Here is a 14963-nt window from a genome sequence, read left to right on the forward strand (position 1 = left end):
AGCAATCTGGCGCAGCTCCGCCAGCAGTTCGCTGCCGCCGAAGCCGAGCGCAAGAAGCGCGAGGAAGAGGAGCGTCAGCGCCAGGCTGCAGCCGCGCAGAGCTCGTCGCAATCGCAGACCCCGCGGCCGACCCAGCCGGGGCCGACCCAGCTCGACTCTGATCTTGCCGACGACATCGCCTCGATCATCAACAATGCCCCGACGACCGGTGGCACGACCGGGCAGGGCGGTTCGCCGACCCTTGGCGACACCACCGGCACCTCGGCTCGCCTCAGCCAGACGGCCATTGACGGGCTCGTGGCGCGCATCAAGAATTGCTGGAACCTGCTACCGAGCGATTTCAACTCCGGCATGAACGTGACCCTGCGCGTTTCGATGAACCAGGATGGCAGCGTCAACGGCACGCCGCAGATCGTTTCGGCCGACCAGACCCCTGCCGGCCAGGCCATTGCCCGCGCCGCGCAGCGTGCCGTCGTCCAGTGCGGCCCCTATACGATGCTGTCGGCGGATTCCTTCAACGAGTGGCGCTCGATCGAAGTGGAACTCAGACCGTGACCTTGAATTTGCCCTGTTGCTGGCCAAAAACCGGCCAAACGGCGAAATTGGAGACAACCAACTCATGACGCTTCTTACCCGTCGCTCTGCGCTCAAGCTTGGCCTGGCCGGTGGCGCCCTGCTGGCAACCGCTCCCATGGCCATGGCGCAGTTGCGCATCGTGGTTGAAGGGGCCAATTTCCAGCCCCTGCCGATCGCCATTCCGGACTTCGCCTCTTCCGACCCGACCTTTGGGCGCGAGATCGCCGATATCGTGCGCAACAACCTGCGCCGGTCCGGCCTTTTCCTGCCGCTCGATCCGGCTTCGTTGCCGGTGCAGGTGGGCGACGTTAATGGCACGCCCGACTTCAACGTCTGGCGCACGGCCAATGTCGATGCTCTGGTCATGGGCTCGGTCGAGCGCGGCGGGCAGATTTCCTCCTCGGTCCGCGTCTGGGATACGCAGCAGGCGGCCCAGGTCGTGGGCAAGAGCTACAATACCGATCCCAATTCGGCGCGCCGCATTGGCCACATCGTCTCCGACGCCATTTATGAGCAGCTTGCCGGCGGCACGGGCTATTTCGATACCCGCGTCATCTACACCGCCGAAAGCGGCCCCAAGGCCAATCGCACGCGTCGCCTCGCCATCATGGATCAGGACGGCGCCAATGTGCAGTACCTGACCGATGGCTCCACTATGGCGCTGACGCCGCGCTTCGCGCCCAATGGCGATCTCGTCACCTATATGAATTTTGCCGATGGCAATCCGCAGGTCTACCTGCTGCAGCTCTCCTCGGGCCAGCAGCAGCGCCTCGCCAATGTCGGCGCCATGACCTTTGCCCCCCGCTTCTCGCCCGATGGCGGCACCGTCGTCTTCTCGGTCGAGCAGGGCGGGGCGACCAATATCTATGCGGTGGGCACGGGCGGCGGCCAGCCGATGCAGTTGACCTCGGGCGCGGCGATCGATACCGGCCCCTCCTATTCGCCCGATGGCGGCCGCATCGTCTTTGAAAGCGACCGCGGCGGCTCGCCCCAGATCTACATGATGGGCGCCGGCGGCGGTAACGCCCAGCGCATCAGCTTCGGCCAGGGCAGCTATTCGACCCCGGTCTGGTCCCCCAAGGGCGATCTCATCGCCTTTACCCGCCAGTCCGGCGGCCAGTTCCATATCGGCATCATGGCCCCAGATGGCTCAGGCGAGCGCCTCCTTTATTCGAGCTATCACGCCGAAGGCCCCACCTGGGCGCCCAATGGCCGCGTCATCATGTTCTTCCAGGATCCGGGCGGCAATGATGGCCCGCGCCTGATGAGCGTCGACATCTGGGGCCGCAATCCCCAGACCATCGCGACCGAAAGCTATGCCTCGGACCCGTCCTGGTCGGGGCTGCGCGGCTGATTTGAGAAGGGGGCTGCGGCCCCCTTTTTCCTCTCCGGAATCCTTGCCGCTTAACCTTAACGTGATCGACCATCCGTCCTGTTGCTCAAGTGCAACGTCACGAAAAAGCCCGGATTCCCGCCACATTCGCGCCCGAATAGGCAAAGATTAACCATTCTGGCGAACCCGTTTTTAAGATTAAGCGCGGTAAATGCTGCACTTAAGATTGTTGCCTTTTTGGAGCTACCCCGTGGCCATTCCCGCACCCATTTCGACCGCGTTGCGCGCTGCCGCGATGCTGTTTTTCGTCGTCGTCGTCGCTGCCTGTTCGCGCAGTTCCAATGATGCCGTCGGCCTGACCGGCGCCGGTAATCTCGGCCCGGGTGGTGGTGCTCCGGGCAGCCAGCAGGAATTCATCGTCACCGTCGGCGACCGCGTGTTCTTCACCACCGATTCGAGCTCGCTGACCTCGGAAGCCATGGCCACCCTCGACAAGCAGGCTGCCTGGCTCAACCAGTACCAGAACTATCGCGTGCTGATCGAAGGCCATGCCGACGAACGCGGCACCCGCGAATACAATATCGCCCTCGGCGCCCGCCGCGCCTCGGTGGTCGTGAACTATCTCGTGTCCAAGGGCGTCAACGGCCAGCGCATTACCAGCCAGTCCTTCGGCAAGGAGCGCCCGGTCGCCATCTGTAACGACATCTCCTGCTGGAGCCAGAACCGCCGCGCGGTCACGGTCGTGCAGTAAAATTCGGAGCGGCAGAAATGTCGCTCCAGCTTTCTCTACCGCATCGGATTTCCCGAAAACCGCCGACACTTTTCGGTCCGATGCTCAAATTCCAGTCGCAAGAACTGGAGGCAAGGAACGCCCGGTACCACGAAAGTGGGCCGGGTGTTTTGTTTTGACCAAAATTGGCCTTTATCCAGAGGCCAAAGATACCCATCTTGTCGCGCATCGACCCATTGGAGAAAACGGCGTGAAGCTCGGAACGATCAACAGAAAGGCGCGCGCCGGTTTGTGCGCCATCGCCATCGGGCTGGGGCTCCTGCCCGCGGCCAATGCGCAGACCCTTCCTCCCGCCGAATTGGGCGGTCTCTCCTTCACCAATACCCAACCCGAACGCATTCTCGTGGCCCAGGTCGATCAGGCCCAGGTGCTGGTGCGCATGCAGCAGCTCGAAGAACAGATTCGCCTGCTCAATGGCCAGATCGAGGGCCTGACTTTCCAGCTCACCCAGATGCAGGAAATCGTCAACCGCATGCAGGAAGACAATGAATTCCGCTTCCAGCAATTGGAAGGCGGTGCTGGGGGAAAAACTGAGGCGGCGACCCAACCCGGTGGCGTGACGCCGCCCGAGGCGTCGCCGCAGACCCAGGTCCCGACCGGTGAAGATGCCGTGCCGCTGACCCAGATCCCCGAACAGGGCGTCAAGCCGCTGCCGGGCGAAGCGGAATTCGATCCGACCTTTGACGATCAATCGGCTTTGCCCATGGATGATCTGGGCAATTCGTCCGATCCGCTGGTGGGCACCGGGCAGACGGGCGGCATTGACCTCACGACCGGACAACCGCTCGATCTCAGCTATAACCCAGCCACGATTTCGACCGGCGATGCCGATGCCGACGCGCAATTTGCCGCCGGCTACGAGGCCTATGCGTCCGGCGACTATGCCTTTGCCGCGGATCAGTTCGACCAGTTCGTGTCGCTCTATCCTGACAATCCGCAAGTGCCGGAAGCTGCCAATTTCCTGGGTGATGCCTTGCTGACGCAGGGCTCCTACGATCAGGCGGCCGAAGTTCTGCTCGATACGTTCCAAAAACATCCCAATAGCCCGCGCGCGCCCGACCTGCTGCTGAAGCTCGGCATGGCCCTTTCCGGGGCCGGAGAGCGCGAAACCGCCTGCCGCACCTTCAATGAGGTCGACAAGCGCTATACGACCCAACCTCCGGCTTTCGTCGCGCGGCTTGCCGAGGAGAAAGCCAAGGCCGAATGCCCGCCAGCCTGACCCCCGATCTCACCGATCAGGCGACCCTGGCAAATCTATTCGCCCCAATCGCGAGCGAGGCCGTCATTGGCCTCGCCGTTTCGGGTGGTCCCGATAGTCTGGCGCTCATGCTCCTCGCCCATCGCTGGGTTTTGGGGGGCGAATCCTCCCCGCGGATCATCGTCTACAGCCTCGATCATGGTCTCAGACCCGAGGCGGCCGATGAGGTCGCCATGGTGGCGGCCGAGGCGGGAAAACTCGGCTTCGAGTTTCGTGGGCTCAAGTGGAGCGAAGGCCATCCTGAAACGGGCCTGCAGGAAGCGGCGCGACAGGCGCGCTACCGGCTGATCGGCGATGCCATGGCCTCGGACGGTGCAAATGTCCTGCTCACCGCCCATCATCGTGCCGATCAGGCCGAAACCATTTTGATGCGTCTTGCCCATGGCAGTGGTCTGGATGGTCTCAAGGGCATGGTGCCGTTTTCCGAGGTCGAAGGCGTGCGGGTTTTCCGGCCGCTGCTCGATGTCGAGCCCGCTGCACTCGGCGCGATCGTCGAAGAGGCCGGCCTTTCGCCGGCCTATGATCCTTCCAATAATGACGAAGACTATGAGCGTGTCCGCTGGCGTCGCCTGCTGCCGTCGCTCGCCAAGGAAGGGCTTGATGGCGCCGCGCTCTCGCGCTTTGCCAGCCGCATGGCCGAGGCCGATCAGGCTCTTGCCCAGCTTGCCGATGCCGCCTTTGCCGAGCTGGTCGAAATCGATGGCTTTGGCGCCGCCTCCCTGCCGCTCGATGCCCTGAGCCAGCTTGGACCCGCAACCGGCCGGCGCGTGCTGAGCCGTATCCTCGCCGTGGTCGGCGGGCGGCAAAAGCCGCGTGCCTTGGGGCAGGTGGAACGGCTCTTCGAGCAGATCACCACCAATACGCTGCCCCGCGGCACGACGCTGCTCGGTACGGTCATCCGTGTCAAGGACGGTTTCGTCACCATTGCCCGTGAGCCGGGCCGGGCGCTGCCTGACGATCAGGCCTTGCCGCCCCAGGGAGTGCTCGTCTGGGACGAGCGTTTTGAGATCACCAATGTCTCGGAAGAGACGGGTCTCGTCGCTTCCGCCACCGACTTCTTCCCCCGCCACCGGCTCGAAGAAGTGCTGGGGTTCAAGGTAACGACCCCAGCCGAGGCCATCCGCACCGCCCCCATCGTGCGTGATGCGAGCGGGGCCGTCCTGTCGCTCGGTGGCTGGTCCTTCGATGAGCGAGTCAAGGTGACGGTGCTGGTCAACTAACTGCTGAATTTCTCTTTGCCCACCGGCTGTCACCCCGGCGCAGGCCGGGGCCCATCCTGAAATGTGTCGGCTCTATCTCCCCATCGTGGCTTGTCGATTGCAGGAGATGGGCCCCGGCCTGCGCCGGGGTGACATCGAGTTTGTGAGTGGATAGGGCCGCAAACTCGATACGCCACCCCCTCTTCGACCGGGAAAGGGGGTGGTACGGGCAAATCTATCCATCTTATCCCCGCCCCGAATTATGCCCCCATAATAGCCCCATCCAACCTCGCATGGACGGTCTGCAGACGACAGTAGCGAGGGGGCCCGGCAGGGGATCGTCTCCCATGCACGTTCGGGGCTGGCCGCTTGCGACGAGCGATCAAAAGTCGCCGATAGTTCCCGCCCGAAAAGAGGGCACTCCGGAGCGGTATTCGCTTCAATTATCAAAATACTTCGAGGCGAATGCCGCTCCGGGGTCCGTCCACCAAAATCGTCCCGCGACACATCGTCGGCGGGAGCGAAATGCTATGATCGAACAGGTATCCTGGCCGGAACCGCGTCAGGCCATATCCCGTTAACCCCGTCGCGACAAAATGACTGGACGTAAAGCCCGGGACGCCGCAGGTACTGCCCTTGTAACGCCCCAATGACGGTCTTACATTCGGCCTAATGCTGCCGCGTCGCGCGCTGGCTTCCTCCGGGACAGGATTGATGAACGGAAATTTCCGCAACTTTGCCATCTGGCTGGTCATTCTCTTTATGCTGATGGGCCTGTTCCAGGTCTTCCAGTCATCTACGCGCACCATGTCGGTGGGCGAAAAGAGCTACAGCCAGTTCGTGACCGACGTCGACGCGGGTCGCGTTTCCAGCGTTACCATTACCAATGACGTCGTTTCCGGCGTCCTCAATGATGGCACGCGGTTCGAAACCATTGTTCCGGCCGGTGCCGACATGATTTCGCGCCTCGAGGCGCAGGACGTGTCGATCACCGCTCGCGCTCCGGAATCGAGCCCGTTCTGGTCGATCCTGCTCTCGTCTTGGCTCCCCTTCATCGTCATCATCGGCGTGTGGTTCTTCTTCATACGCCAGATGCAGGGCGGTGGCCGCGGCGGCGCCATGGGCTTTGGCAAGTCGCGCGCCAAGCTTCTTACCGAAACCCAGGGCAAGGTGACGTTCGAAGACGTCGCCGGCGTCGATGAAGCCAAGCAAGACCTCGAAGAAATCGTCGAGTTTCTGCGCGATCCCGGAAAATTCCAGCGTCTGGGCGGTCGTATTCCGCGCGGCGTGCTGCTCGTCGGCCCTCCGGGTACCGGTAAGACGCTGCTCGCCCGCTCGGTTGCCGGCGAAGCCAATGTGCCGTTCTTCACCATTTCCGGTTCCGACTTCGTGGAAATGTTCGTCGGTGTCGGCGCCAGCCGCGTCCGCGACATGTTCGAACAGGCGAAGAAGAATGCCCCGTGCATCATCTTCATCGACGAAATCGACGCCGTCGGTCGCCAGCGTGGCGCCGGTCTCGGTGGCGGCAATGACGAACGCGAACAGACCCTCAACCAGCTCCTCGTCGAGATGGACGGCTTTGAAGCCAATGAAGGTATTATCCTCATTGCCGCTACCAACCGCCCCGACGTGCTCGACCCTGCACTCCTCCGTCCCGGCCGTTTCGACCGTCAGGTCGTCGTGCCGAATCCGGACGTGTCGGGCCGCGAAAAGGTCCTGAAAGTTCACGTCCGCAAGGTGCCGTTGGCTCCCGATGTGGATCTGAAGGTTCTGGCTCGTGGTACGCCTGGTTTCTCCGGCGCGGACCTGATGAATCTCGTCAACGAGGCTGCCCTGATGGCGGCGCGCAAGAACAAGCGCTTCGTTACCCATCAGGAATTCGAAGACGCCAAGGACAAGATCATGATGGGCGCCGAGCGCCGCACCATGGCCATGACCGATGACGAAAAGAAGCTGACCGCCTATCACGAAGCTGGCCATGCCATCATCGCGCTGAAAGTTGCCGGCATCGACCCGATCCACAAGGCCACCATCATCCCGCGCGGTCGTGCGCTGGGCATGGTGATGACCCTGCCGGAAACCGATAGCTACTCGTTCAGCCGTGAGAAGGCCCTGGCCCGCCTCACCATGCTGTTCGGTGGCCGCGAAGCCGAAATCATCAAGTTCGGTCCGGCCAAGGTGACCTCGGGCGCTTCGGGCGATATCCAGATGGCGACGAGCCTTGCACGCTCGATGGTCATGGAATGGGGCATGAGCGAAAAGCTCGGCCGCGTGCGCTACAAGTCCAATGACCAGGAAGTCTTCCTCGGCCATTCGGTCACCCAGTCCCAGCATATGTCGGATGACACCGCCAAGCTGATCGACCAGGAAGTGCGTAAGCTCATCGAAGATGGCGAAGCTTCGGCCCGCAACATCCTGACGACCTACAACGATCAGTGGGAAGCCATTGCCCAGGCGCTGCTCGAATTCGAGACGCTGACCGGCGATGAACTCCGCGCCCTGATGGATGGCAAGCAGCCGACGCGCCCGGACGACAATGGTCCGGCCGTGCCCAAGGCGACCGGCGTGCCGACCGCCGGCAAGTCGGGCAAGAAGCGGCCGGATGCGCCGCCGGAGCCCGGCATGGAGCCCCAGCCGGAAAGCTGAGGCTAGTTTTTCCAAGGGCCACCTACGGGTGGCCCTTTTCTTGTCCAAATCGCTGCGCTACTTGCCGTGAAAGTGGTATTGAATGCAGCAGACCAGTTATCGAGGGAGTGCGCGATGGCCCGCAAATATTTCGGCACGGACGGTATTCGGGGCATGGCCAATGGCGACAAGCTGACACCCGATCTCGCCATGAAGGTCGGCATGGCTGCCGGCACCAAGTTCGTCCGCGGCGAGCACCGCAATCGCGTCGTCATCGGCAAGGATACGCGCCGCTCGGGCTATATGCTGGAAAATGCCCTGGGCGCGGGTTTTACTGCCGTGGGCATGGATGTCTATTTTCTCGGGCCGATGCCGACCCCGGCCGTCGCCATGCTGACCCGTTCGCTGCGCGCAGATCTCGGCGTGATGATCTCGGCCTCGCACAACCCCTATGAAGACAATGGCATCAAGTTTTTCCGTCCGGACGGCTACAAGCTCAGCGACGAACTTGAAGCCGAGATCGAAAGACTGATCGAGACCGATACGTCCAAGCTTCTGGCGCATGGCATGGAAATCGGTCGCGCCTATCGCGACGAGGAAGCCCGTACGCGCTATATCGAATATGCCAAGCGCACCCTGCCGCGCGGCGTCGACCTGTCGGGCCTGCGCGTGGTGCTCGATTGCGCCAATGGCGCCGCCTACAAGGTTGCTCCGGTGGCGCTCTGGGAACTGGGCGCCGAGGTGATCGCCATCGGCGTCGAGCCCAATGGCTATAATATCAATCACAAGGTCGGCTCCACCGCGCCCGAAGCCGTCGCGGCCAAGGTCAAGGAAGTGCGCGCCGATATCGGCATTGCGCTCGATGGCGACGCCGATCGTGTCATCATCATCGATGAAAAGGGCAATGTGGTCGATGGCGACCAGTTCATGGCCGTTATCGCGCAGAGCTGGATGGAACGCGAAATGCTGGTCGGCGGCGGTATCGTCGCCACCATCATGAGCAATCTCGGCCTCGAACGCTATCTGACCGGCCTTGGCCTGACGCTTGAGCGCACCCAGGTGGGCGATCGCTATGTGCTCGAAGCCATGCGCTCCAAGGGCTTCAACGTCGGCGGCGAACAGTCCGGCCACATCATCCTGTCCGATTTCACGACGACGGGCGATGGCCTCGTGGCGGCGCTGCAATTGCTCTCGGTGCTGAAGCAACAAAACATTCCGATTTCGGAAATCTGCCACCGCTTCGAAAAAGTGCCGCAGCTCCTGCGCAATGTGCGCTTCAAGTCCGGCAAGCCGCTCGACGACAAGCACGTCAAGCAGGCGATCGCCGATGCGCAGTCGACCCTGGGCAGCGCCGGCCGCCTCGTGGTGCGTGCCTCGGGCACGGAGCCGGTGATCCGCGTCATGGGCGAAGCGGACGATGCGGCCTTGGTCGAAAATATCGTCGGCCAAGTCGAAGCGGCCATCAGGCAGATCGCGTAGGGCTTCGTTAGGGTTAAAATCTAGGGTTAAGCGAGCTTTAACGAGTTTGTCCGATATTTGCCTCAATCGACGAAGCGTCGTGGCAAACAAAGGACTGAACCCATGCGCAAGCTCATTGCTGCGTTCCTGTTGACCGGAACAGCAGTGGCAGGCCCGGCAATTGCCGCGGACCTTCCCTATTACCCGCCTGTGATCGAAATTCCTGATGTCGACTACGGCGTCTCGGGCAGCTTCTACCTGCGCGGCAGCGCCGCCGGCAATGCGATGTGGGCCAAGGAAGTTTTCCACCCCACAGCAAATCCGCGCACCTATGCCATCACCGACTATGGCTATGGCTACTCGGTCGGCGCCGGTGTCGGCTACGAAACCGGCACGGGCCTGCGCGTCGACGCCACCGTCGACTACCTTGCCAACGACAATATGCGCGCCAACATCACCGACACGTCGGGCGCCCTGGCCAATGGCGTGCACAGCCTGCAACTGCGCTCCACGGTCGTTCTGGCCAACGCCTATTACGATTTCGGTTTCGGTGAGATGGGCTATGGCGCTGCTGGCGGCGCTTTCGGCTATGTCGGCGCCGGTGCCGGTCTTGCCTTCAACGACGTCATCACCACGGGGCCCGGCCCGGCCGATACGCACGGTACCAATACCAGCCTCGCGGCTGCCGGTATGGTCGGTGTCGGCTATGACTTCGGCCACATCGTTGCCGACGTTGGCTATCGCGGCCTCTATATCGATCAGGTTGCCAACAACACTGCCGTTGCGCCCTATTCGATCAATGGCGCCTGGATCCACGAAGTGCGCGGCACGCTGCGCTACCGCTTCAACTGATATCCAGCCAGTCTTCCCATGCAGCGGCGCTCACCTCAGGTGGGTGCCGTTTCTTTTGCGCCGTAGACAACAGGCCGCCGCAATGATTTCGTCGGTTGAGGGACATTGGAGGAGACGGTCTTGAAGATTCTGGTTATCGGCGCCGCCGGCATGGTTGGACGCAAGCTGACGGCGGCACTGCTCAAGGCGGGGCAGGTCGCTGGTCGCGATATTTCGGCCCTGGTGCTCGCCGACATCGTCTCGCCCGAAGCCCCGAAGGCGGCAATCCCCATCGAAACCTACGCCGTCGACCTTTCCACACCGGCTGCCGCGGAGAAGCTGATTGCCGGGCGTCCCGATCTCATCTTTCATCTCGCTGCCATCGTGTCCGGCGAGGCCGAAGCCGATTTCGAAAAGGGCTATCGCATCAATCTCGATGGCACGCGGCATTTGCTGGAGGCGATCCGGCTTGCCAGCCGGCACGGTGCCTATGCGCCACGCTTGGTGTCCACCTCGTCCATCGCGGTTTTCGGCGAGCCCTTGCCGGCGGAAATCCCCGATGAATTTCCGCTGACTCCTCTAACCAGCTATGGCACGCAAAAGGCGATCGGCGAGCTGCTCTTGGCTGATTATTCCCGCCGCGGTTTTGTCGATGGCGTGGGCATTCGCCTGCCGACCATCGTGGTCCGGCCTGGAAAACCCAACAAGGCCGCGTCGGGCTTCTTTTCCGGCATCATCCGTGAGCCCCTCGCCGGCGTCGAAGCGGTCTTGCCGGTCGATACGAGCGTTCGCCACTGGTTTGCGAGCCCACGCGCAGCCGTGAGTTTCCTGCTGCACGCCGCCGAGATGGATACGTCCGGCCTCGGGCAGCGCCGCTCGCTCACCATGCCGGGCCTTGCTGCCACTGTCGGCGACGAGATCGAAGCCTTGCGGCGCATTGCCGGAGAAAAGGCGGTAAAGCTCATTCGGCACGAACCTGACCCGGTCATTGCCGGGATCGTGGCCGGCTGGCCGCAGGCTTTTTCGGCCAAGCGCGCAGAAAGCCTCGGCTTTGTCGCCGAGAGCCGCTTCGATGATATTATTCGCGCTCACATTGAGGATGAGTTGGGCGGACAATTGGGCTGATGCATTGCCAGGCCAGCCAGACCGCACCTATAACCCGGCCATGACCACGTCCTATCTCAACCTCAAGCCCGATTTCGATCTGTCTGCGCGCAACACATTGGCGCTCAAGGCCCGGTCGCGCTGGGGCGCCATGCTGGAAGCCCCCGATCAGGTGCCCGCGCTTTTCGCCCTGGCGCGGGAACGCGGCCTGCCTCTGCGCATCCTTGGCGGCGGGAGCAATGTGGTGCTTTCAGCAGATTTCGCCGGGATCACGGCTGTGGTGGCGACCACCGGCCGTGTAGTCATCAAGCAGACCGAGGACCATGTTCTGGTCGAAGCGGCAGCCGGGGAAACCTGGCATGACTTCGTCGTCTGGACGGTCGAGCAAGGTTTTGGCGGCATCGAGAACCTGGCGGGCATTCCCGGCACCGTCGGCGCCGCGCCGGTGCAGAATATTGGCGCCTATGGCGCGGAAGTGGCCGATGTCTTCGAGAGCCTCGTGGCTTTCGATACGGTCGACAAGGTCCTTAAGACGTTTACGGCTGCCGATTGCGCCTTCGCCTATCGCGATAGCGTCTTCAAGCGGGAGGCGGGGCGCTATGTGGTGCTGTCGCTGCGTTTGCGGCTGCCGCGCCCCTGGAAACCCAATCTACGCTTTGCGGGTCTCGCAGAACTGGCCGAGCAACCGGCGCTTGATCCGCGGACGGTGATGGATCGCGTCCTTTACCTGCGCGGGTCCAAATTGCCCGATTGGCGCGTGACGCCGAATGCGGGATCATTTTTCCAGAACCCGATCGTCAGCCTGAATGAAGCGGCACCAGTTCTTGCCGCCTTTCCGGCGGCCCCCAATTTTCCGCAGGCCGATGGTCGAACCAAGCTCTCGGCCGGCTGGCTGATCGAGCAGAGCGGGCTCAAGGGCTTTTCCATGGGGCGGGCTGGCATCTCCGAGCGCCATGCCCTGGTGGTGGTCAATCTCGGCGAGGCTGATGCCGGCGACATCGCTGCCCTCGCAGCGCGTGTTAAGGCGACCGTGAAAGCGCGATTTGGCATAGTGCTGCACGAAGAGCCGGTCTTTCTCTAGGCCGCCGCTGCCGCAGCAGGCCGCATGAAATCGTCAAGCGGAACTGGCCGGCCGAAGAGAAAGCCCTGATAGGCCTGACAGCCATTCTGGGTCAGGAAATTGACCTGTTCCCGCGTCTCTACCCCTTCGGCGAGCACGTCGAGTTCCAAGTCTAGCCCCATCTGGACGATGCTGCGCACCAGGGCGGCGCTGCGCTTGTTCTCCATCATCGACTGCACAAAACTGCGGTCGATCTTCAACTGCGTCAGGGGCAACTGCCGGAGATAGCCGAGGGACGAATAGCCGGTACCGAAATCATCGAGCGCCATGCCGATGCCCACGGCGCGCAGCACGTGCATCTTGGCGGTGACCAGTTCGGGATTGGCGACCATGACGCTTTCCGTCAGCTCGATCTTGAGCCGGGTTGGGTCGATGCCAAAGGTCTCGATCAGGTTCAGCACCGAGCGTTCAAAACCGTCTTCGAGAAATTGGCTGGCACTCACATTGACCGAGAGCGTGAGGTGTCGCGTTTCCTCGTTCTTGGCCCAGTCCGCCAGCGTCTGCATTGCCTGCTGCAGCACCCAATAGCCAATCCGGCCCATGAGTCCTGCCTGTTCGGCGGCGGGAATGAACTCGGCGGGCGAAATCGGCTTGCCGCCGGCCGGCGTCCAGCGGAGCAGGGCTTCGGCGCCAATGCGACGGCCGTTGCGATCAACCTGCGGCTGGTAATAAAGCTCGAACTCTTCGCGCCAGAGCGCGTCGGCCAGGTTGCGCGCCAATCTATCGGTACGCTCAATCTCGGCCTGCAGCGCATAGACGCAAAGAGCGCTGAGCGCCGTGGCGATGATAGAATTCACCCAGACGCCATAGATCCTGATGTCGTCGGCAATGGGCTGGGCGAAGGGCAGGGCATAATGCGTGCTGGAAAGGGCAATGAAGCCCAGCAGGCTGGCGCCGATCAGAACCGCCTGGATCGGCGAGCGATTGGTCTTGAAGTTGATATAGCCGACGAGGGCCAAGGGCAGCAGGAACAGATGGGAGACGCGCGGCAAGTCTCCATTGGGCACGTCGAACATCAGGCACAGGCCAAGCACGAAGGCCAGCAGGGCAAATTGGGTAACATAAAGCGAGGTGGTGACCCGGCCCGCATTGGCCAATTTCAAACTGACAAGGCACAATAGCGTCAGAAAAATCTGCCCCAGGGACAGCATTGGCTGGCCCTGGACCGCAAACACCGCTGCCCAGAACACAGACAAAGCCGACACTGCCGCCGCGGAGATCTTGTAAGCCAAGATCAGCCGGGAGGAATATTTGGTCGTATCCGTCATCGTTCGGGGCCGAGACGTTGGGCTCACACGCAGCTCTCGCTATTTTCGGTGTCGTGTCAGACCATTGGGCCTGACGGCATTGGCCGACACAATAGCAGACAGAATTTAAGACATCTTGTGCGGGACCACTATGGGCCGATGTCTTCGTCCGTGGTGTCCAAAGTACTACGCGAAGCTATGTGGTTTTAGCATTGTTTTGCTTCCACAGTTGGCCCAGCAACCTTTGCTTTCAAAGCTCTTGCGGGAGCGAAACCAAAGTTTGCCGCCATACGACACCATGAGTTGCGCTGCCGTCGCGCCACTCAGCTCTACATTGCGGAGGTCTAGGCCGCTGGCTCGACGCATGCTTCAAGCGCTGGCAAATTCTCTAACGGCGCATTCCAGAACTTCGGCTCTGACCTCGCCGGTATAGACCCCATTCAGCCGCTCGATCAGCATTGCAACGGCGCGGTGCGCCAGTGCAGAGGGAGCGACACCGACCCTCGTCAGGGTGGGGCGCACATAGCGCATTTCCGGCTGGTCACCGAAGGCGGCGACCGCAATGTCCTCGGGCACGCGGATATTGTGATCGTGCAGACGCGCCAGTCCGGCCATGGCCATGAGATAATTGGCAAAGAAGATGGCGCTCGGCATGTTGCCGCGATGGTGTTCGACCAGCCAGTCGACGGCCTCTTCGCCCGAGGGCGCGAGATAGGTCCCTTCATAGCGCAGGTCGGCGCTCGGCGGAGCGCCGTGGTCGGCCAAGCCCTTTTCGATACCATCGGCCCGCGCCATCGCTTCGGCGAAATGAGCGGGGCCGGTGACGTGGGCCACGCGACGATGGCCCTTTTGGGCGAGAAGCTTTCCCATGGCATAGCCCCCGCCGAAATCGTCGATCTTGACGCTATCCACGGCGCGATTGGGCAGGTCGCCAATGAACACGGTCGGGATATCGAGCTTAAGTAGCTCGTCATGCATGCGGTGGAGCGCAAAATCGCCCACGATAAGGCCGTCGACACGCTTGTTGCGAATCTGCCTGAGGTATTCGCGGTTGTGGTCCTGCGGATGCCCGCCCGGCACGTCGGAGTTGAAGATCATGGTGTCGAGCCCGATCGCTTCAAGGTCAGACTGCGCCGTTTTAACGAGCTCCGGATAAAAGGGGTTGCGGATATCGGGGATGAGCAGGGCCACGATATTGGTGCGGCCTGTGCGTAGGCTCTGGGCTTGCGGATTGGGCACATAGCCCATCTCGTCGATGGCGGCGAGAACGCGGGTGCGAAGATGCTCGGAGACGCGGTCGGCGTGATTGAGCACGTGCGAAACGGTGGTGCGGGAGACGCCAGCGCGTTCGGCAACCTTGGAAATCGTTGTCATAAAGGGATCGCTATCATTGCCAAAATCGATTTGCAAATTGATTTGTGA

12 protein-coding genes are annotated in these 14963 nt (G+C 62.1%); 10 read left to right on the top strand and 2 right to left on the bottom strand.

All coding sequences use genetic code 11. The features are described 5' to 3' along the window. From JP75_RS26630 to murB, 10 genes are all read left to right on the top strand, one after another. Positions 1-555, top strand: a 555-nt coding sequence (locus tag JP75_RS26630; protein WP_425277294.1) for a hypothetical protein, incomplete at its 5' end; no start/stop codon positions are given. Positions 556-619: 64 nt separating this feature from the next. Continuing rightward, the gene (gene tolB, locus JP75_RS17890; protein WP_035085692.1) at positions 620-1930 is read left to right on the top strand and encodes a Tol-Pal system beta propeller repeat protein TolB; all 1311 of its coding nucleotides are present in this window, start codon (positions 620-622) and stop codon (positions 1928-1930) included. Between the two features lie 229 nt (positions 1931-2159). Further along, entirely contained in the window at positions 2160-2660 is a 501-nt protein-coding gene (gene pal / locus JP75_RS17895; protein WP_035085694.1) for a peptidoglycan-associated lipoprotein Pal, read from the top strand. Between the two features lie 229 nt (positions 2661-2889). Continuing rightward, a complete protein-coding gene (ybgF, locus tag JP75_RS17900) occupies positions 2890-3918 on the top strand; it encodes a tol-pal system protein YbgF (protein ID WP_152565903.1) in 1029 nt (342 codons plus the stop codon). Beyond that, positions 3903-5177: a tRNA lysidine(34) synthetase TilS gene (tilS, locus tag JP75_RS17905; RefSeq protein WP_051960882.1), complete on the top strand. Its 1275-nt coding sequence runs from the start codon at positions 3903-3905 to the stop codon at positions 5175-5177. The genes ybgF and tilS overlap by 16 nt, the downstream gene beginning before the upstream one ends. 693 nt (positions 5178-5870) lie before the next feature. Further along, positions 5871-7802, top strand: coding sequence for an ATP-dependent zinc metalloprotease FtsH (gene ftsH / locus JP75_RS17910; protein WP_035085697.1), 1932 nt, complete (start codon positions 5871-5873; stop codon positions 7800-7802). A gap of 114 nt (positions 7803-7916) precedes the next feature. After that, on the top strand, positions 7917-9260 hold the full coding sequence (gene glmM / locus JP75_RS17915; protein ID WP_035085699.1) for a phosphoglucosamine mutase: 1344 nt from the start codon (positions 7917-7919) through the stop codon (positions 9258-9260). A gap of 102 nt (positions 9261-9362) precedes the next feature. Then, positions 9363-10091 (top strand): hypothetical protein, encoded by a 729-nt coding sequence (locus tag JP75_RS17920; RefSeq protein WP_035085700.1) that lies wholly within the window; start codon positions 9363-9365, stop codon positions 10089-10091. 120 nt (positions 10092-10211) lie between these two features. Further along, positions 10212-11195, top strand: a complete 984-nt coding sequence (gene denD / locus JP75_RS17925; protein WP_035085701.1) for a D-erythronate dehydrogenase — start codon at positions 10212-10214, stop codon at positions 11193-11195. A gap of 40 nt (positions 11196-11235) precedes the next feature. After that, a complete protein-coding gene (gene murB, locus JP75_RS17930) occupies positions 11236-12255 on the top strand; it encodes a UDP-N-acetylmuramate dehydrogenase (RefSeq protein ID WP_051960909.1) in 1020 nt (339 codons plus the stop codon). On the opposite strand, the gene JP75_RS17935 is transcribed toward murB, so the two are convergent. Continuing rightward, the gene (locus JP75_RS17935) at positions 12252-13562 is read right to left on the bottom strand and encodes a putative bifunctional diguanylate cyclase/phosphodiesterase (RefSeq protein WP_051960883.1); all 1311 of its coding nucleotides are present in this window, start codon (positions 13560-13562) and stop codon (positions 12252-12254) included. The two genes, murB and JP75_RS17935, sit on opposite strands and share 4 nt — an antisense overlap. Positions 13563-13910: 348 nt before the next feature. Beyond that, entirely contained in the window at positions 13911-14915 is a 1005-nt protein-coding gene (locus tag JP75_RS17940) for a LacI family DNA-binding transcriptional regulator (RefSeq protein ID WP_035085800.1), read from the bottom strand. Positions 14916-14963 lie beyond the last annotated feature (48 nt).

The organism is Devosia riboflavina, assembly GCF_000743575.1.
Lineage (GTDB): Bacteria > Pseudomonadota > Alphaproteobacteria > Rhizobiales > Devosiaceae > Devosia > Devosia riboflavina.